The 17,734-nt window shown below is 72.0% G+C and carries 16 protein-coding genes, 1 tRNA gene and 1 other RNA gene; 6 read left to right on the top strand and 12 right to left on the bottom strand.

What is annotated here, in order from left to right; genetic code table 11:
- Nucleotides 1-89: 89 nt before the first annotated feature.
- Both BLQ34_RS16410 and BLQ34_RS16405 read left to right on the top strand, forming a co-directional pair.
- The gene (locus tag BLQ34_RS16410; protein WP_091787907.1) at nucleotides 90-797 is read left to right on the top strand and encodes an ABC transporter ATP-binding protein; all 708 of its coding nucleotides are present in this window, start codon (nucleotides 90-92) and stop codon (nucleotides 795-797) included.
- On the top strand, nucleotides 794-2,197 hold the full coding sequence (locus BLQ34_RS16405) for a hypothetical protein (protein WP_091787904.1): 1,404 nt from the start codon (nucleotides 794-796) through the stop codon (nucleotides 2,195-2,197). The genes BLQ34_RS16410 and BLQ34_RS16405 overlap by 4 nt, the downstream gene beginning before the upstream one ends.
- Nucleotides 2,198-2,270: 73 nt before the next feature.
- Here the strand turns inward: BLQ34_RS16405 and ffs are convergent.
- Nucleotides 2,271-2,369: signal recognition particle sRNA small type (gene ffs / locus BLQ34_RS16400), an RNA gene on the bottom strand.
- A gap of 190 nt (nucleotides 2,370-2,559) precedes the next feature.
- On the opposite strand from ffs, the gene BLQ34_RS16395 reads away from it, so the two are divergent.
- From BLQ34_RS16395 to BLQ34_RS16385, 3 genes are all read left to right on the top strand, one after another.
- A complete protein-coding gene (locus tag BLQ34_RS16395; RefSeq protein ID WP_091790128.1) occupies nucleotides 2,560-3,021 on the top strand; it encodes a DUF3817 domain-containing protein in 462 nt (153 codons plus the stop codon).
- A 126-nt stretch (nucleotides 3,022-3,147) separates the two neighbouring features.
- Nucleotides 3,148-3,235 (top strand) — tRNA-Ser (locus BLQ34_RS16390).
- A 64-nt stretch (nucleotides 3,236-3,299) separates the two neighbouring features.
- Entirely contained in the window at nucleotides 3,300-3,854 is a 555-nt protein-coding gene (locus BLQ34_RS16385) for a hypothetical protein (RefSeq protein WP_091787901.1), read from the top strand.
- A 4-nt stretch (nucleotides 3,855-3,858) separates the two neighbouring features.
- Here BLQ34_RS16385 and BLQ34_RS16380 read toward each other — a convergent pair whose 3' ends face one another.
- From BLQ34_RS16380 to BLQ34_RS16330, 11 genes are all read right to left on the bottom strand, one after another.
- Complete coding sequence (locus BLQ34_RS16380; RefSeq protein WP_091787897.1) at nucleotides 3,859-4,803, bottom strand: BadF/BadG/BcrA/BcrD ATPase family protein; 945 nt, start codon at nucleotides 4,801-4,803, stop codon at nucleotides 3,859-3,861.
- A gap of 13 nt (nucleotides 4,804-4,816) precedes the next feature.
- Nucleotides 4,817-5,707, bottom strand: a complete 891-nt coding sequence (locus tag BLQ34_RS16375) for a carbohydrate ABC transporter permease (protein ID WP_091787895.1) — start codon at nucleotides 5,705-5,707, stop codon at nucleotides 4,817-4,819.
- The gene (locus BLQ34_RS16370) at nucleotides 5,704-6,603 is read right to left on the bottom strand and encodes a carbohydrate ABC transporter permease (RefSeq protein ID WP_091787892.1); all 900 of its coding nucleotides are present in this window, start codon (nucleotides 6,601-6,603) and stop codon (nucleotides 5,704-5,706) included. Before BLQ34_RS16370 ends, BLQ34_RS16375 begins: the two co-directional genes overlap by 4 nt.
- Nucleotides 6,600-7,889, bottom strand: coding sequence for an ABC transporter substrate-binding protein (locus BLQ34_RS16365; protein ID WP_091787890.1), 1,290 nt, complete (start codon nucleotides 7,887-7,889; stop codon nucleotides 6,600-6,602). The genes BLQ34_RS16370 and BLQ34_RS16365 overlap by 4 nt, the downstream gene beginning before the upstream one ends.
- Nucleotides 7,889-8,848, bottom strand: a complete 960-nt coding sequence (locus BLQ34_RS16360) for an N-acetylmuramic acid 6-phosphate etherase (protein ID WP_091787887.1) — start codon at nucleotides 8,846-8,848, stop codon at nucleotides 7,889-7,891. Before BLQ34_RS16360 ends, BLQ34_RS16365 begins: the two co-directional genes overlap by 1 nt.
- A 237-nt stretch (nucleotides 8,849-9,085) precedes the next feature.
- Nucleotides 9,086-9,979: a MurR/RpiR family transcriptional regulator gene (locus BLQ34_RS16355; RefSeq protein WP_091787883.1), complete on the bottom strand. Its 894-nt coding sequence runs from the start codon at nucleotides 9,977-9,979 to the stop codon at nucleotides 9,086-9,088.
- 29 nt (nucleotides 9,980-10,008) lie between these two features.
- On the bottom strand, nucleotides 10,009-11,670 hold the full coding sequence (locus BLQ34_RS16350) for a serine hydrolase (protein ID WP_231961327.1): 1,662 nt from the start codon (nucleotides 11,668-11,670) through the stop codon (nucleotides 10,009-10,011).
- A 77-nt stretch (nucleotides 11,671-11,747) separates the two neighbouring features.
- On the bottom strand, nucleotides 11,748-13,052 hold the full coding sequence (locus BLQ34_RS16345) for an exo-beta-N-acetylmuramidase NamZ family protein (protein ID WP_091787877.1): 1,305 nt from the start codon (nucleotides 13,050-13,052) through the stop codon (nucleotides 11,748-11,750).
- 50 nt (nucleotides 13,053-13,102) lie between these two features.
- A complete protein-coding gene (locus BLQ34_RS16340; RefSeq protein WP_091787874.1) occupies nucleotides 13,103-14,932 on the bottom strand; it encodes a glycoside hydrolase family 3 protein in 1,830 nt (609 codons plus the stop codon).
- A gap of 126 nt (nucleotides 14,933-15,058) precedes the next feature.
- Nucleotides 15,059-15,748 (bottom strand): class F sortase, encoded by a 690-nt coding sequence (locus tag BLQ34_RS16335; RefSeq protein ID WP_157693112.1) that lies wholly within the window; start codon nucleotides 15,746-15,748, stop codon nucleotides 15,059-15,061.
- A 38-nt stretch (nucleotides 15,749-15,786) separates the two neighbouring features.
- Entirely contained in the window at nucleotides 15,787-16,731 is a 945-nt protein-coding gene (locus BLQ34_RS16330) for a DUF4397 domain-containing protein (RefSeq protein WP_157693111.1), read from the bottom strand.
- A gap of 157 nt (nucleotides 16,732-16,888) precedes the next feature.
- On the opposite strand from BLQ34_RS16330, the gene BLQ34_RS16325 reads away from it, so the two are divergent.
- Nucleotides 16,889-17,713 carry a hypothetical protein gene (locus BLQ34_RS16325; protein WP_157693110.1) on the top strand — a complete coding sequence of 275 codons (825 nt, stop codon included), beginning with the start codon at nucleotides 16,889-16,891 and terminating at the stop codon, nucleotides 17,711-17,713.
- The last annotated feature ends 21 nt before the right edge of the window (nucleotides 17,714-17,734 follow it).

The raw sequence follows: 17,734 nt of genomic DNA, 5'->3' as shown, positions 1-17,734 counted from the left end.
GACCCGAGAGGCAGCCAGGGAGGTAGTCGGAGAGGCAGCCGGAGCGGCCGTCCGGCGCGGTGGCAGACTGGCGCGGACGAGGGAGGCAGATGTTCGCGCGCCGCAAGCAGGAGACCCCGCCGCAGGCCCCCGGACCCGCGGAGGTCGGGGCGTCGGAGGCCCTCCCCGTGCACCTCGAGGCCACCGGCGTCGGCAAGCACGTCGACGGCAACGTGCTCCTCGCCCCCGTCGACCTCGCCGTCTCGTCCGGGGAGTGTGTCGTCGTGCGTGGCGAGAACGGCAGCGGCAAGACGACGCTGCTGCGGATCCTTGCCGGCACGCTCGAGGCCTCCGACGGCACCGCCAGCCTCGACGGGGAGCCCCTCGACGAGCGCGACCCGGCCACCCGAGCCCGGGTCGCCGCCCTGATCGGCTACCCCACGGCATACCGCGACCTCACCGTCATCGACCACCTCGTCCTGATCGACTCGACGTGGGGTGGCGCGATCGGCACGGCCGACCAGCGCGCCGACGACCTGCTGGTGAGCCTCGAGATCGACCACCTGTCCGAGCGCTTCCCGCACGAGCTCTCGTCGGGGCAGCAGCACCTCTTCCACCTCGCACTGGTGCTGTTCCGCCCGTCCCGGGTCCTCCTCCTCGACGAGCCCGAGCAGCGCCTCGACACCCACAAGCGCGGGTTGCTCACCGAGATCCTGCTGGCCCGCAAGGCCGCTGGCGCCGCGCTCGTGGTGGCCTGCCACGACCCCGCGATGACCGAGGCGATCGCCGACCGCGTCGTCGACGTGGTCGCCCCGTGAGCGGACCACCCGACGAGGCCGGTCCCGCCGGCGACCGCGAGCGCCTCGACCAGGCGCGCCGGGTGATCCGCGGCGGCCTGCCCGAGGAGGGCAACGGCAACATCGTGTATGCCGCGTACGTCGCCGTGATCGCTGCCCTCACCTACGGCGTGCCGGCCTCGCGGGCGTTCTTCCTGTTCGTCGACCCGGGCTGGATCTCGAGGCACCTGACCGGGATCCAGGGCGTGACGGTCGTGGGCGCCCTCGCGCTCGCCATCTGGCTGCTCGCGCACCGCCTGGGCTCGATCCGCGGGCCGGTCGTGCCGGACCTCCCCTACCTCGACCACGTCGCCGTCAGCGCCCTCGACCGCGCCGTGGTGCTGCGTCGTTGGTGGCGGCTGAGCCTGCTCGGTTGCCTGGTCGGGGGCCTTCTCACCGGCGCGGTCGTCGGCACCGGGATGGTGGTCGCCGGGGTGTCGTCGCCGTGGGCACTGCTCCCGGCGAGCGTTGCCGGGCTGGCCCTGGGGCTGGGCTTCGCCGCGATGTGGCTCTGGGGCCAGGTGCGTTCGTGGCCGACCGGTCCGCGCGGTCCCGCAACCGTCCTGCGGTCGCGGACGTCGCTGCGAGCACTGCACCATGTCGCCCTGCGCACCCAGTCCTCCCGCGCGGTGACGATGGGGGGTGCCGTCCTGGCCGGCGACCTGCGCGCCGCCCGGCTCGACGTCGCGTCCCCCACGACGCGGCTGCGCCGGACCCGCCTGCGGGCCCGAGGCCCGGTCGCGGCGCTGGCCGGACGCGACCTGCTGGGGCTGCGGCGCTCGCCAGGGGCGCTCCTCACCGGCACCGTGCTCTGCGCCCTCGGCTCCTGGGCGCTCGCCCACGCGACGGTGCCCGGTGTCCCCAACATCGTCGCCTTCGCCGGGATCATCGCCTGCTACCTCGGCTTCGGCAGCTGGGCCGAGGGCCTGCGGCTGCAAGGTGACAACGCCGGCACCCCGCCCCTGATCGGGCTCGCCTACGGACGCGAGGCGCTGGCGCACCTGGTGACTCCTTCGGCGTCGTACGCCGTGGTGTCCCTGCTCGCCGGCGGTCTCGTCCTGGCCAGCGCGCCCGCGGCCGGGGCTGCCGCCGTGGTGTGGCCGCTGGCCGTGCTGCCGTTGGTCGCGGGCGCCCACCTGATGGCCGCGTTCCGGGGTCTGCCGCCGGTCAGCCTCTTCTCGCCGGGGTCCGCCGTGGTGTCGGTCGCCTTCTGGTACTCGCGTCCGCTGCTGCTCACGGTCATCGGTGGGGTCGCTTCGACGGCGCTGCTGACCCGCTCGAGCCTCTCGAACACCCTGATGGTGCTGGTGCTCGCGTCGTACGCCGCGGTGGCGTTCGGGCGACGCCGGGTCCGGCTCCTCGACGAGGGCCACCGCACCTGACGCCCGCCGGGTCTTTGATGGGTTGACCCCGCCAGGGTGGGGTCAACCCATCAAAGACCCGGGAGTCGTGGCAGACAAAGGGACACCCCGCGTACCTGGAAGAGCTCTCCTACCCTTGCTGCATTCCTGCCCTGGGGGAGTTCGGAGAGGTACCACCACACGGGGTGCCTGCCGCCAGTGTAGACGGGGCGACTCCGCGACAGCCAATCCGTCGAACCGACCGCGTAGGGCGGTCCCCGGTGTCCACACCTCGACCAGTTCGGGGCCTCGTCCAGCCGCGTCTGGTGGCGCAGCTGGGAGACCACCTCCTGGGTACGGACCCCGCCGCGGTCGACGCCGAGGAGGTCGCAGAGACTGGGGGCATGTCGCCGCTGCAGCTGTTCCGTCGCCTCGCCGTCGCCGAGGCGGTCACCTGGGCCCTGCTCCTCGTGGGCATGCTCCTCAAGTACGGCACGGGGACGACCGAGCTCGGCGTGCAGGTCTTCGGTATGGCGCACGGCGTGGTCTTCATCGCCTACTGCCTGGGCGCGGTGTTCGTGGCCGTCAACCAGCGCTGGTCACCGGCCACCACCGCGCTCGCCCTCGCGAGCGCCGTCCCGCCGTTCCTGACGGTGTGGTTCGACCGGCGGGCCGAGCGCCGCAGCCAGCTCGACGGGCCCTGGCGGCTGGCTCCGGGCCGGGACCAGCCGACCGGTCTGCTCGAGCGGGCGCAGGCATGGATGCTCGCTCGCCCGGTCGCGGCAGGCGGCGTGGCGGTCGCGGCGGTCAGCGCGCTGACCCTGCTCGCCCTGCTCGTCGGCCCACCGGCCGCTTCCCAGAGCTGAGCCGCGCCGGTCCTACCAGTGTGGGAAGAGCACCCCGTCGAGGTTGGTGCCCGTGGCAGGGCGCCTCGGCAGCGATTCGCAGGAGCGATTTCAGGGGTGGGGTGCCGCTCGGGTAGCCTCCTCGGCGGAGGATTCGCATAGTGGCCTAGTGCGCACGCTTGGAAAGCGTGTTGAGTGAAAGCTCTCAGGGGTTCGAATCCCCTATCCTCCGCCACCGAACGGCCCCCGCGCGTGCGCTGGGGCCGTTCTCTTGCGCGCGGGTCGCCTATCCTCCACGCATGGCCCGACAGATCCGGTGGCGCGGCGTGCTGAGCCCCGACGGCGCCGGCGACGGCCGGCCCGAAGAGCACACCTGGCAGCCCGGCAAGCCCTTGGTGCCGCCGCGCTCGATCGTCGAGAGCGTGCGGCTGATGCAGTTCGGGGCCTTCCTCGAGGTGTGCGAGGTGCTGCGCGGTTTCCTCACCCGCGCAGAGCTGCGCGACGCGATCCGACGCGAGGTCGTGGTGGGCAAGCTGCCGGCGACCGACGCCGACATCGAGGGAGTCCTGCGGTTCACCCTCGGGCTGACGACGATCGTCGCGGTCGCGGCGTGCGTCATCTGGTTGGCCCTCGCCCGCGCGACCGCGCGGGGGTCGCGGTGGGCCCGGATCATCGCCAGCGTGCTCCTGCCGGTCTACGTGGGGCTGTTCGCGGGAGCGCTGCTGCCGACCGCGGGCAAGTTCGCCTTCACGCTCGCCTTCGCCATCCTGTTCGTGGGTGCGTGGGCGGTGGTGCGGCTGTGGCACCGCGACTCCAGCGCCTACATCCGCTACCAGAACACGCCCAGGGACTGACCGCTCAGCCCACGACGAGGTATGCCGGGTGCTCCGGGAGCTGCCCCTCCTCGCCGAGGCGCCGCCCGAGCAGCAGCGCCCCGTCGAGGGCTCCGCCGCGGGCCGGCGCCAGCTGCGCCCCCTGTGCGGCGAGCGTGGCCACGAGTGCGGACCACACCGGCCCGTCCACCAGCACGCCGCCGGTGGCGACGAGGTGCGGGCTGCCCAGGCCCGTCGCAGCCGCCAGAAGTGCCTCACCGAGCCCCTGCCCCGCCCGCTGGCACAGCCCTGCCGCCACGGGGTCGGTCGGAGCCGCGGCCGTGACCACCGGGGCGAACGACGCGAGCCGCTCCGGGGCGTCGAGGGTCGCCATCAGCTGCCGCGGCCACGACTCGGTCGGGCCGAACCGGTCGACACCGGCCCCGAGGAGCGCCTCGGATCCACCGGACAACCCGTCTGCTGCACGCAGGGCGACCCGCAGCCCTTCGAGGCCGAGCCAGGCCCCGGAGCCCACGTCACCGAGGACGTGCCCCCAGCCGTCCACCCGTCGCCAGGTGGTGGCGAAGTCGGTGCCGAACGCGACCGCCCCCGTCCCGGCCGCGACCACCGCGGCCGGGTGCAGCCCCCCGGTCGCACCCACCAGGTTGGCGACGGCGTCGGAGACCACCACGGTGACGTCGGCGCGCAGACCCTCGCGGACCAGCCGCAGCACCTCGGTCCGATCCGCGAGGAACAGCAACCCCCGCATCGACCACACGACGGTGGCGGGCGGCCCCTCGCGGCCGCCGGTCGCACGCTCCTCGTCGAGGAGGGCCCGCGCGTCGGCGACAGCGGCAGCCACGTCGATGCCGGTGGACCCGATGCGCACCCCGGGCGCGGTGCGGACTGGACCCGCCCCGGCGGCATACCAGGCCTGCAGGCGCAGGCCGGAGCCACCGATGTCGACTCCCACGACCGGTCCGCCCGTCATGGGCGCGACCCGATCACTTCGACATGCCGGCGGTCAAGCCCGCCACGATCTGCTTGGTGGCCAGGAGGAACAGGACGACGAGCGGCACGGTGGTGATCACCAGGCCCGCGAAGACCGCCGAGAAGTTGGTGGCGTTCTCGCCGAAGAAGGTGGTGAGGCCGACCGGCAACGTGTACTTCTCCTCGCGGCGCAGCAGGACGAGGGGGAAGAGGAAGTCGTTCCAGATCGGCACGAAGCGGAAGACCGCCACCGTGGCCAGGGCGGGTCGGACCAGGGGCACCATGATCCGCCAGAAGGTCTGCCAAGCGGACGCACCGTCGAGGGCAGCCGCCTCCTCGAGCTCCTCGGGCAGCTGCCGGAAGAACGTCGTGAGGACGAAGATCGAGAACGGCACCCCGGCCGCGCCGTACATCAGGGCCAGCCCGAGCCGGCTGTCGATCAGGCCGAGGCTGTCGAAGAGGAAGAAGATCGGCAGGATCGCCAGGTGGATCGGGAGCATCAGCCCGGAGAGGAATACCGACTCGATCCCGGCGAACCAGCGCGAGCGCACCCGCGCCAGGGCGTAGGCGGCCATCGTCGACACCACCGTCGAGACGACGACGGCGCCGACCGTGACGAGCAGGGAGTTCCAGAAGTAGGTGGCGAAGTTGCCCGTCGTCCAGGCCTCGCGATAGCTCGTCGTCGAGACCGGCCACGGGGCGCCGAGCGGGTCGGTGATGAGGTCGGCATTGGTGCGGAACGAGCTGGCCACCATGAGCAGCAACGGGATCAGCGCGAAGGCTGCATAGAGCCACAGCGCGATGCTGGCGGTCACGCCACCGACCGGCTTGGCGCGGGCCGAGCCACCGCGTGGCGGCTCGAGCACGCGCTGCTCCCGCGCCGTCGTCGTGGGGAGGGCGGTCACGTCGTGATCCTCCGCTCGTGCCGGCGCAGCACCGCGGTGGCGGCCAGCGCGCCCCCGAAGATGATGAGGAAGAGGAGGGTCGCCAGGGCCGACGAGCTGCCGATCGCGTCGACCGCACCCGAGTCGAAGGCGCTGCGGTAGAAGAGCAGGGAGACGAAGTCCGTTGCCCCAGCGGGGTTTCCGGTCGACCCGCCGAATGCGTACGGCAGCGCGAAGGCCTCCATCGCGAAGATGAAGGTGAGCACCGAGACCGTGCCGATGGCCGGGACCAGCAGCGGCAGGGTCACCTTGAAGAAGGTCTGCCGGTAGGACGCGCCGTCGACCCGGGCCGCCTCGCTCAGCTCCTCCGGCACCCCACCGAGCGCGGCGCCATACAGCAGGACCGGGAAGCCGATCCACTGCCACACGCTCACGAGCACCACCACCCACAGGGCGGTCTTGGGGTCACCGAGCCACGGGAGGGCCCACGACTCCAGCCCGAGCTTGGTGAGCAGCTGGTTGACGGGGCCGAAGGTCGGCGAGAGCAGGAGGGTCCACAGGTAGCCGATCACGATCGGGCTCACGAGGTACGGCATCGCGTAGAGCGTCTGCAGCAGGCGTCGCGTGCGGGCCCTCCGGTGGAGGAGGAACGCGACGGTGAGCCCGATCGTGTTCTGCACCAGCATCGTCCCGATGAAGAAGACGACGTTGTGCAGCAACGCCCGTGGCAGGTCGGTCGTGAACGGCGCCTTGGTGAAGAGGGTCTGGAAGTTGGCGATCCCCGCGAACCCACCCCGGGTCGTACCCCGCCAGTCGAAGAACGCGTAGGAGAACGCGGTCAGCATCGGGTAGAGCACGAACACGCCGAACAGCACGAGCGCAGGGGCCAGGAAGAGCAGCCCCGTCCGTCGCCTCACGAGGTGGGCTTGAACCAGGTCTTGACGCCGGTGTCGAGCTCCGTGCTCACGGCCTTGGCGTCCTTGGACCCGAGCAGCAGCTGCTGCAGGCCCTTGCCCAACAGGTCGGTGCCGGACGGGGCGCCGTAGCGGAAGTCGGTGAGGAGCAGGTAGGGCGAGCCGCTGTTGGTGTAGTTGTCGTTCATCGTCTTCAGCAGCGGGTCGCTGAACTCCACGCCGGGCACGGCCGAGATCTGCTTGATGTCGTCGGCGACCATCTGACCGAACTCCTTGGTGGACATCCACTTCACGAGCTCGGTGGCGGCAGCCTGGTTCTTGGACTTCGTGGAGACGCCGAAGTTGCCGTCGGCCCAGCCGGGGGTGGTGGCCTCGGAGCCACTCGGCGAGCCGGGCGGCGGGGGCACCTGGAACACCCCGATCTGCACCGCGGGGTTGGCCTTCTGGAGGACGGCGAGGTCGAACGAACCACCGGGGATCATCGCCGCCTTCTCCGCGCTGAACAGCGTCTGCGCGTCGGTGGCGGCGACGCCGGTGACGTTCTTGGGCATGTACTTCTCGAGGCTCTTCACGACCTCGACGGACGCGACCCAGTCAGGGCTGGTGAAGTCCTTCGCCCCACTCATCACCTGGTCCTGGAAGGCCTTCCCGCCGAACCGCGGCGCAGCGAGGACCTCGTGCACGATCGGGAGGGTCCAGTCGTCCTTCGCGCCGACGGCGATCGGGATGACGCCTGCGCCGGCCAGCTTGGTGTTGGCGGCGGTGAACTCGTCCCAGGTGGTCGGCGCCCTGAGGCCGTTCTTCTCGAACAGGCCCTGGTTGTAGAACATCTGCACGGTCTGGCGGGCGAACGGCACGGAGTAGATCTTGCCGTCCTCCTTGCCCTTCGCACTGGCCACGATGTTCTCGTCCCAGCCGGTGAGGTCGACCTTGCCGTCCAGCGGCACCAGTGACTTCGAGGCGACGGTCGTCTGGAGCTGGCCGTAGGAGCGGACCTGCGGCACGTCGGGGCCGTCGGAGCCGGCCAGGCCGGTCGCGAGGATCTTGTTGTACTCGGTGGCCTTGAAGGCCTTGAAGTCGACCGACACGTCGGTGTGCTGCTTCTCGTAGGCGGCGAAGATCTTCTTGTAGGCGGCCTCGTCCTCGACCCGCCAGGACCAGACGGTGAGCGTGGTCCTGCCGTCACCGCCCGCATCCCCCGAACCGCCGGAGGGCGCACACGCTGCCAGGGCGGCCGCGAGCCCGACCAGGGTGGTCGCGGCCAGGGCCTTGCTGGTTAGACGGGTCATCAGTTCTCTCCTCTGGGGGCGGGGGACGGGCGGGTCTCAGTCGGGGAGGACGGGGTCACGGTGAGGGCGGCGAGGGCGTCGGCGACCGAGCCACCGTGCTGCTCGATCGCGGCCCGCGCCACGGATGCGTCGACGTGGGCGAGCATCGAGAGCAGGGCCGGCTTGAGCTCGCCACTGGCCTGCTCGAGGGCCGCGCGAGCCTCGGCGTCGTCGGCACCGCTCGCCTCCTGCAGGATCCGGACCACCCGGCCCCGCAGCTTGGCGTTGGTGGCGACGACATCGACCATGAGGTTCGACCAGGTGCGCCCGAGCCGGATCATCACAGCGGTCGAGAACGAGTTGAGGATGAGCTTCTGGGCCGTGCCGGCCTTGAGCCGGGTCGAGCCCGTCAGCACCTCCGGGCCGGTGCGCGCGACCAGGACGTGGTCCGCGTGCTCAGCGAGGTCGGCGTGTGGGTTCGAGGTGACGAGCGCAGTCACCGCGCCCCGCTCCTTGGCGCGCTCCAGGGCCCCACCGACGTAGGGGGTGCGACCGGACGCGGTGAGGCCGACCGCGACGTCGCCGGGTCGGACGGCCTCCGCCTCGGCCCGACCAGCATCCTCGTCGTCCTCGACGTTCTCCACCGCCCGAAGCAGCGCGCCGAGCCCGCCCGCGTGGTGGGCGACGAAGAGGCCGTCGGGCGCGTTGAAGGTGGGGAGCAGCTCAGCGGCGTCGAGGACGGCCAGCCGACCCGACGTGCCGGCCCCGAAGTAGTGCACCGTGCCGCCGCCGCGGATGGCCTGCACCGCACGGTCGACCAGGGCGGCCAGCTCGGGCAGCACCTCGGCCACGGCCGGCGCGACCTTGGCGTCGTCGTCGTTGAGCAGGACGAGGATGTCGAGGGTCGACTCGGTGTCGATCGAGGTGGTCCCCGGGTGGCGCTCCTCGGTCGGCGCGCTCACGCTCACGTCACTGCTCACACCGCGAGGTTAGTTTCCTACGGAATGTCCGTCAAGAATGTGAATGAGTAACAACAGCACTTCTGGCCGACCATGCTGGGTGTTGGGGCGAACGGAGCGCTCCCACCCCGCACCGGTGGCCAGAAGTGGAGCGCTCCCACCCCGCACCAGTAGCGAGAAGGGGAGCCCTCCCACCCCGCATCAGTAGCCAGAAGGGGAGCCCTCCCACCCCGCACGAGTGGCCAGAAGTGCGGTCGGTCAGGGCAGGAGGTGGTGGCTGGCGACGGCAGCGCGGGTCTCCTTGACGGCCTTCCGAGCCCGGGAGAGGTGCCGCTGCGCGACCGCGATGTAGAGGCAGTCGACGATCGTCAGCGCGGCGATCCGGCTCGCCGTCGCACCCGAGCGCAGGCTGGTCTCGCGCGCTGCCGTGGTGAGCAGGTGGTCGGCCCGGGCGGCCAGCAGCGACAGCGGGAAGTTGGTGATCGCGACGGTCGCGGCCCCGCGTTCCCTGGCCAGCTCGAGCGCCTCGATGGTCTCTGACGTGGTGCCGGAGTGCGAGATCCCGATGGCGACGTCGCCCTTGCCCAGCAGGGTCGCGCTCGTCAGCGCGATGTGGGGGTCGTTCCACGCGAAGGCGACCACGCCGATGCGGTGCAGCTTCTGCTGCAGGTCGATGCCGACGACCGCGCTCGCCCCGATCCCGTAGACATCGACCCGGCCGGCCGCCGCGATCGCCGCTGCAGTGGCGGCGAGCGCCTCGCGGTCGAGCTGCTGGGCGGTCTCCTCGACAGCGCTGGCATCGGTGAAGGCCACCTTGGCGATGATGTCGTCGATGGTGTCCTTGGCGCTGATGTCCGTGTCCTGGGCGCCGGTCGAGCGCGGCTGGGCGCTCTCCTCGGCCAGCGCGAGCCGCAGCTGGGGATACCCCGGCAGCCCCAGACGCCGACAGAACCGCAGCACCGTCGTCTCGGATGTCGTTGCCGCCGTTGCCAGCTCGCTGATCGTCAGGGACGCTGCCCCACGAGGGTTGTCGAGCACCTTCTCGGCGACCCGGTCCTCGGCCGGCGACAGCGACGGTCGGATCCCCCGGAGCCGCACCAGCAGCGGGACTGTGGTCGCCGAGCCCTCGGGGCCCCGATCGCGCGATGGCATGGGCTTACCGTACGGCGTCGGTGACGCGCTCACCGGGACCGGAGGGTCCAGCCGTCTGCGGTGAGCAGGGTGGGCGACTTCTCGGCGTCGAGCAGCACGGCGCGACCCGCGGTGAGGCGGATGCCGTCCACGTAGACGCCCCGGCCGAGGTTGGTCGCGTCAGTCGTGTAGCGCCACCGCAGCTGCTGCGCCCCGGGGGGGAGGTCGGCCCGCGCCTGCAGCCAGTGCCGGTCGCGGGTGCCGGACACGGTGCCGTCGCTCGCGCTCTCCCCACCGCGGTCGCGGGTGGTGAACGGCAGGGGCTGCCAGGTGGCGCCGCCGTCGGTCGAGCGCTCGAGGGTGAGCAGGTCGGTCTCCTCCGTGTCGAGGAAGAGGTCGAACCCGAGCCGCGCACCCGAGGCGGGGACCGCCACCGACGGCGTGGTGAGGGTGTGCGTGGCGGCGTTGGCGGCCCCTCCCGACCACGCCGTCGCGCCGACAGCGGGTCGCACGCGCAGCGCCTGTCCCAGGCCTCCGGCCCACTCACGACGGGCGAGGTTGTTGCTCCCCCAGCTGCGCGAGGGGTGCACCCGGTTGGTCAGCAGGATCGCGAAGGAGCGGGAGCTGAAGTCGATGACGATGGAGGTGCCGGTGTAGCCGGTGTGCCCGGCGGTGCGCGGTCCGGACAAGGAGTCCATGTACCAACGCTGGTTCAGCTCGAAGCCGAGGCCGTGGTCGTCGCCGGGGAAGGCCTCGTTGAAGTTCGTGATGAGAGCGGTCACGCTGTCACGGCTGAGGATCCGGTGCCCGCGATAGGTGCCGCCGTTGAGCAGGGCCTGGCTGAGGACGGCGAGGTCGTCGGCCGTGGAGAAGACACCGGCGTGACCGGCCACGCCGCCCAGCGACCACGCGTTCTCGTCGTGCACCTCGCCCCAGACCATCCCGCGGGCGGGGGCGCTCTGGTACTCGGTCGCGGCGGTGCGGGTGCGGTCGATCGGGTTGTAGCCCGTCTTCGACATGCCCAGCGGCGCGGTGATGCGCTCGGCGACCACGCGGTCGAGCGGCTCGCCGCGCAGCCGCTCCACCAGGACCCCGAGCGTGATCAGGTTGAGGTCGCTGTAGAGGTAGGTGCTGCCGACCGGGTTGGTGAGCGGCTGGTCCATCACCGCCTTGATCCGCGACGCCTTGTCGGGGTACTTGCTCCACAGCGGCAACCACGAGGTGAACCCGGAGGTGTGCGTGAGCAGGTGCCGGACCGTCACCGCCTCCTTGCCGTTGGCCGCGAACTCGGGCAGGTAGGTCGCGACCGGGCTCTCGAGCTCGACCTTGCCTTCCTCGACGAGCTGGGTGACCGCCAGCGAGGTGAAGAGCTTGGAGACCGAGGCCAGGTCGAAGACGGTGTCGTCGCGCATCGGCACCCACTGGTCGCGCGGGAGCTCGGTCGTGGCGTCCGCGTAGCGCAACGCCCAGCCGCTGGCGTCACGCTCCACGACCTTGCCGTCGTGGCCCATCAGGCCCACCGCACCGGCATACATCGGGTGCCCGTCGGGCGGGGCGGACTCGTGACCGCGGACCTGGGCGACCGCAGCCGCGATGGGTGCCGGGTCGAGGCCGACGGACGCCGGCGACCCGTCCCGCAGCACGGTGGTGGGCGGCGCGAAGCCGTGGAACGGCTTGCTGAAGTCCTCGGCACTGGCCGGCGTGGCGGTCACGAACAGGCCCCCGACGAGCGTGGCGCAGACGGCCAGGGCAGCAGATCCTCTGGTACGCAACGTCTTCGCACCCAACGTCAGGCGGCTGGGCCGCGGTAGATGAGGTACTGGGCGCGACGGCGGTTGAACGCGGCCAGCTCGTCGGCCCATGCCCCGACCACCTCGTCGGCCGAGGCGCCTGCGGTCACCTGCTCGCGCAGCCGGGTCGACCCGCTCAGCTTGTCGATCCAGTAGGGCCGCGGGTCGTTGTCGACGCGCCAGGCGAAGTCCGCGTAGGTGGACCTCGCGGCGACGAGCATCTCGACGGCCACCCGCAGCGGGTCGAACGCAGCCGGGTCCGTGATGTGCACCTGCACCCCGCCACAGACCTTGTTGAGGTGCTTGCTGAACGTGGGCGTGAAGTACGCCTCGCGGAAACCCACACCCGGGATCTCCCGCGCCGCAAGGGTTTGCGCCAAGCGGTAGTCGACGTACGGCGCGCCCACGAGCTCGAACGGGCGCGTCGTACCCCGCCCCTCCGACAGGTTGGTGCCCTCGAACATCCCCGTCCCCGGATAGACCAGCGCGGTGTCGGGCGTCGGCATGTTCGGGCTGGGCATGACCCACGGGAGGCCGGTCGCGGCATACGGCATGTCACGCCGCCAGCCACGGACCTCGACGACGGACAGCTCCGCGAGGCGGCCACCCGCGTCCGCGGGAAGGAACTCCGCGTCGAAGTAGCGCGCCAGCTCACCCACCGTCATGCCGTGTGCCTGGACGATCTCCTTGGCCCCCACGCCGGAGGTGTAGGCGGTGGTCATCATCGGCCCGCGCGCCGTCCCGCCAGTCGGGTTCGGCCGGTCGAGGACGACGAACCTCGAGCCGGTCGCGACCGCAGCGCGCATGGCCGTGTACATGGTCCAGATGTAGGTGTAGAACCGCGCCCCGGCGTCCTGGATGTCGAAGACCACGGTCTCGACCCCGGCGGTGCGGAACAGCTGCTCCATCTTCGCGGCGTTGGCGCCGTAGGCGTCGTAGACGGTCAGGCCGGTCCGCGGGTCGGTGTGGGTGCCCTCGGAGTCGCCCGCCTGCGCCGTGCCACGGAAGCCGTGCTCGGGCCCGAAGACCCCGACGATGTCGACCGTGCCGGCCTCGTGCATCTCGTCGACGATGGTCCGGAGGTTGGTGAGGATCCCGGTGGGGTTGGTGATGATCCCGACCTTCTGACCGGCCAGGGTCGCCCACCCGTTGGCGGCCTCCCGCTGGGCGCCGGTGGTGACCTTGCGGGACGGCGCGCTGGGGTGGCCGGCAGGTTCGCCAGCGCGGGCACCGGCCGCGGCGAGCGGCACGGCCAGAGCGCCGGCCCCGGCGGTGAGGAGCGTGCGGCGGTTGACATGGGTCATGGCGGTCGTCCGATCGTGGCCGGGTGTGGTCGGGTGGGTGGCGAGCGCGGTCAGTAGGTGAGGCCGTGCCCGAAGGGGTAGAGCACCGTGGCCGGGTCCCCGGCCACCGGGATGTCGACGGGGAGCTTGCCGGTGGGCCGCACCGCACCCGTGATCACCCGGGCCACCGACTGGATCGCGACGGGGCTGTAGGAGTAGGTGGCGAGGTAGGTCGGCGCGTCGGCGAAGTAGGCGATGTCGTAGGGGTCGCGGGTCGCGACCACGACCACCGGCTTCCCGGTCGCGAGCAGCGCCTTGACCAGGTTCTGCTGGCCGCCGTTCGGGTCGGTGACCGCCTTGTCCCAGGCCTTCATCGTCGTGACGACGACCGCGTCCTTGCCCTCCGCGGCCGCGACGGCCTCCGCCACGGCGGTGTCGCTCGGCGCGCTACCGGTCTGCTTCACGGTGGTCGCCGCGCCCTCGGCCGCGAGACCGTCGGCGAGCGTCTGCGTCGTCGCGACGCCGTAGCCGGTGACGAGCACCTTCTTGCCCGAGACCGCCATGGGGAGGGTCGCGGTGTCGTTCTTGACGAGGGTCGTCGTGCGGTCGGTGATGGCATCGGCCGTGGCCAGGTGCTGCGGGGTGCCGACCACCTGGTCGAGCGCGTCCGCGTCGACGTACGGGTGGGCGACGAGGCCCCGCCGCACCTTGAGCTCGAGCACGCGACGCACCTTGGCGTCGAGGTCGGCCCGGCTGATCCGTCCGCTGCGCACGGCACCCAGCACCGCGGCATACGCGTCGTCCATGGCGGGCGTCATGAGCAGCTGGTCGACGCCCGCGTCGAGGGCGCGGACCGCGACCTCGGCGTCGCCGTAGAGGTCCCGCACCCCCTGCATCGCGAGGGAGTCGGTGATGATCACTCCCTTGTAGCCGAGCTCTCCCCGCAGCAGGCCGGTCATGATCGGCTTGCTCAGCGTGGCCGGGTCACCGGAGTCGTCGAGCGCGGGGAAGTTGAGGTGCGCGGTCATGATCATGTCGATGCCATGCGCGATCGCGCTCTTGAACGGCGGGGCGTCGACCTGCTCCCACTCCTGCCGGGTGTGGGTGATGATCGGGAACGCCACGTGGCTGTCGGTGGCGGTGTCGCCGTGCCCCGGGAAGTGCTTGGCCGACGAGGAGATGTCGGCGTCGTCCTGGTAACCCTGCACCTGGGCGCCGACCATGCTCGCTGCCAGCGAGGGGTCGGAGGAGAACGAGCGGGTGCCGATCACCGGGTTGAGCGCGTTGACGTTGACGTCGGAGTCGGGAGCGAAGTTGGTGTTGACCCCCATCGCCTTGAGCTCCTGGCCGGTGATCGCGGCGGCCGTGCGGGCGTCGGCCGTGGACCGGCCTGCGCCGAGGGCCATCGAGCCCGGGAACTGCGTGGCCGGCGGGCCGATCCGCGTGACCACCCCCTGCTCCTGGTCGGTGGCGACCTGGAGCGGGATCCTCACCTTGCGGTCCTGGGTGAGCGAGGCCTTCTGCAGCCCGTTGGAGAGGGCGGCGATCTGGGGCGGGTTCTGGACGCTGTCGGTCCAGGCGAAGTAGATGACGCCACCGAGGTGGTACTTCTGCACCACCTCGGCCGGGCTGGCCACGCCGTACAGCGGGATGTTACGGGCATCGGGCGTCGTGGCGTCCTTGCCGTAGACGTTCTGGACGAAGAGCTGGCCGACCTTCTCCTCCAGCGTCATGTGCGCCATCGTCGAGGCGACCCAGCCCCGCCCTGGGCCACTGGAGGCCGAGGGGGCGGGCACGGACGGCGCCGCCGTGGCGAGGCCGGCACCGGCTCCGGCGAGGAGCATCCCGACGGCGACGCCACCGGCGACGACGGTGCGGCGGGACAGGGCTGAGCTGGACATCCGGACCTCCAAGAGCCGACGAGCGAGCACGACCGCTTTGTGTGAACCATTCACCATAGAAGCGGTCACAACGGAACTTACCTACGTCCGGCGTCTGCCCACAAGGCCCTGGGTTGTCCTGGTTGGTCAGGATTTGGCAAGCCGCGGCACCCCGACCGGGTATGCCGTGACGACCAGGTTGTGGTCGTAGTGCCGGGTCCGCGGGTCGAAGCTGCCCGTGCAGGTGAGCAGGACCAGCCGGCCCCGCACAGAGCGGTCGAAGATGTCGGTGCTAGTGGAGAGGGCGCCCTTGTCGACCTCCTTGTTGGTCCGCACCACGTACGTCTGCGTCAGGCCCCGCCCGGTCAGCTCGATCCGGTCGCCGGGCGATGCGTTGAGCAGCTTGGCGAAGAAGCCGATCCCCCGCTCGCGCGAGTCGATGTGCCCGGCGAGCACCACGCTCCCGTATACCTCGCCCGCGAGCGCGCCGCTCACCCACCAGCCGGTGACCCCGGGGTCGGCCGGCAGCTCCAGCTCGCCGCTCGCACCGGTGTCGACCCGCTGCACGGGTGCCGACGCCCCGCCGTCCGAGCTGAGCCGGATCCGCTCCGGGGCGAAGGTGAGCCGTTGGCTTGCCGCTGGGCGACCGACCCCCGCCGGGGGCGGGGTCCTCGGATCACCGGCTGCGCCCTCGCCGGACGGTGACGCAGCCGTGGTTGCCGGGCCGGACGCCGCCGCCGAGCTCGCCGTGGCCGGCCCACCACGCTGCGCCTCGGCCGGTCCGCCGCAGGCGGCGAGCGAGCTGCCACAGAGGACCACGAGGACGACGCGGGCCACGCGGGCCACCGTGGTGGCCGGGCGCGACCGGGGCGCGGTCAGGAGCGCCGCCGCCTGGCGTCGACGCGCACCGGCACCGGCACCGACTTGGCCGCGAGCCGGACCCCCACGGCGACCAGGAGCCCGGCGAGCCCGGCGGCCAGCGCGAAGGGGAGCCACCACTGCGGCTGGCCGCCGGAGTCAGGGACGCCCGCGCGGTGGGCGGCGATGAGGGCCTGGGCCTGACCGCCACTGCCAGCGTCGACCCGGCTCACGTCGGCGCCGGACCCACGCGTGGCGATGGGCAGGACCTGCACGACCGCGTCCATGGAGTCGGTCGCCGCCACCCCGATCGCGAACACCCGGGTCAGCGAAGCCGCGGCGACCGGGAGGTCGACCGGGCCGAACACCACCGGCGCGGTGCTCGCGGTGGGCACGATGTCGACGGGGTAGCTGCCGCGCGGCACCGTGAGCGAGAGCTGCTCACCGTTCGCGACGTTGCTGAACAGCACCTCGCCCTTGACGCGGATGTCGGCCGGTCCGACGGCAGCGGTGTGCGCGACGGCGAGCCGGCCACTGCCGGCTGTCACCGGCGACAGGTCGTTCTTGTAGGTCGTGAACACCGGGGCGAGGGTCGCGTCGGCCTGGCGGTGCAGGACCACGTCGGCACTTGCGCCGCCCTGCACCGTCACTGTCGCCTCGACCGCGGGCCCGCCGCCAGCCGGCTCGGCCTTGAGCGTGTGGCGACCCGGGGCCACCGACAGCGGACCCAGGACCGTCTTGGCGGGAGCCGCGGTCCGCAGGACCTTGCCGTCCAGGCTGAGGGTCATCGTCGTGGCGTCGACACCCTGGATGACGTAGAGGGACCCCTTCGCCGTGGCACCGACAGCCGCGGGGCCTGCCGGGAGCTGGGGGCCCGCCGCCACCGCGACGCCCGTCGCGCCCCACGAGACCGACGCCGCCACGAACAGCGACAGCACCCCTCGACCGTGACGAGCCTGCATCGTCATGCCTCCCTGCGGTCCCCGAAGACCAGACGCTCCGATGATGCGGCCGCGGCCTCCCCAGGCGCTCATGCAAATGGCGTAAATCCGACTCCAGGGCTGTCGGAACGGCTCTGACCTGCACATACTCGTAACCCACCGGCGAGGGGTGGATCGCATGAGCCAGGCACAGGGGCCGGGCACCGGAGGTGGACGGCCCTCTTCCACCGACGTCCTGCTGGCGTGGGCCGCACGGGTCCCCGCGCCGCCACGACGCCGGCCTTCGAGACGCCGGGTGTGGCCAGCCATCGGCGCCGCCCTTGCCGTCATCGCGGTCCTCGCCCTGGTGGCGACGGTCGCGGTCCGCCGGCTCGACGGCAGCCCCACGCCGACTCCGGTCCGCGCCTCGCCGGCGGCGCCGAGCACGACCACCGCGCGACCCGCTGCCGCGGACCCGGGCCGCACCGAGCCGGGCGTGCACGTGCAGGTGACCCCGCGTCCCGACGGAACGCTCGAGGTGGTCGAGCAGATCCGCTTCCTCGGCGCCTCGACCGGCCTGCAGGTCGACCTACCGGTGCTGAAGGGCGTCGTCAGCGGCGCCCGGCCACCGGATGTCCGGATCGCCGACCTCGAAGTCCTCTCGGACGGACAGCGGTTGCCCCAGCAGACCGACTCGATCGCCACCGGGGGGCGCGTGCTGCTGCCCAACGCCCCGCTCTCCGTGGAGCTGCGCTACCGCCTCACCGGTGCGGCGACGGTGAGCAAGCCGTCCACCCCGGGCCGGGCGCTGGTCGTCCTGCCGCCGATCGCCACAGACGACAGCCTCAGCAAGCTGCCGGTCGTCGTGGAGGTCGAGGGGGCGGGGGTCCGCAACGTCGTCTGTCCCGGCCTCGCCACGCGGGACCAGCTGTGCGGGCGTCGCACGAAGTCCGGCTGGCGCACCATCACGTTGCAGCCGGACGCGACCGCGGTCCTGGCGCAGCTGGATCTCTCCCGCTACTGAGCGGTCGCCGGCCGCTCTGGC

Origin of the sequence: Pedococcus dokdonensis (assembly GCF_900104525.1) — a bacterium.
Taxonomy (GTDB): domain Bacteria; phylum Actinomycetota; class Actinomycetes; order Actinomycetales; family Dermatophilaceae; genus Pedococcus; species Pedococcus dokdonensis.
The sequence above is the reverse complement of the archived record's forward strand: the minus strand, read 5'-3'. Positions and strand labels throughout refer to the sequence as shown.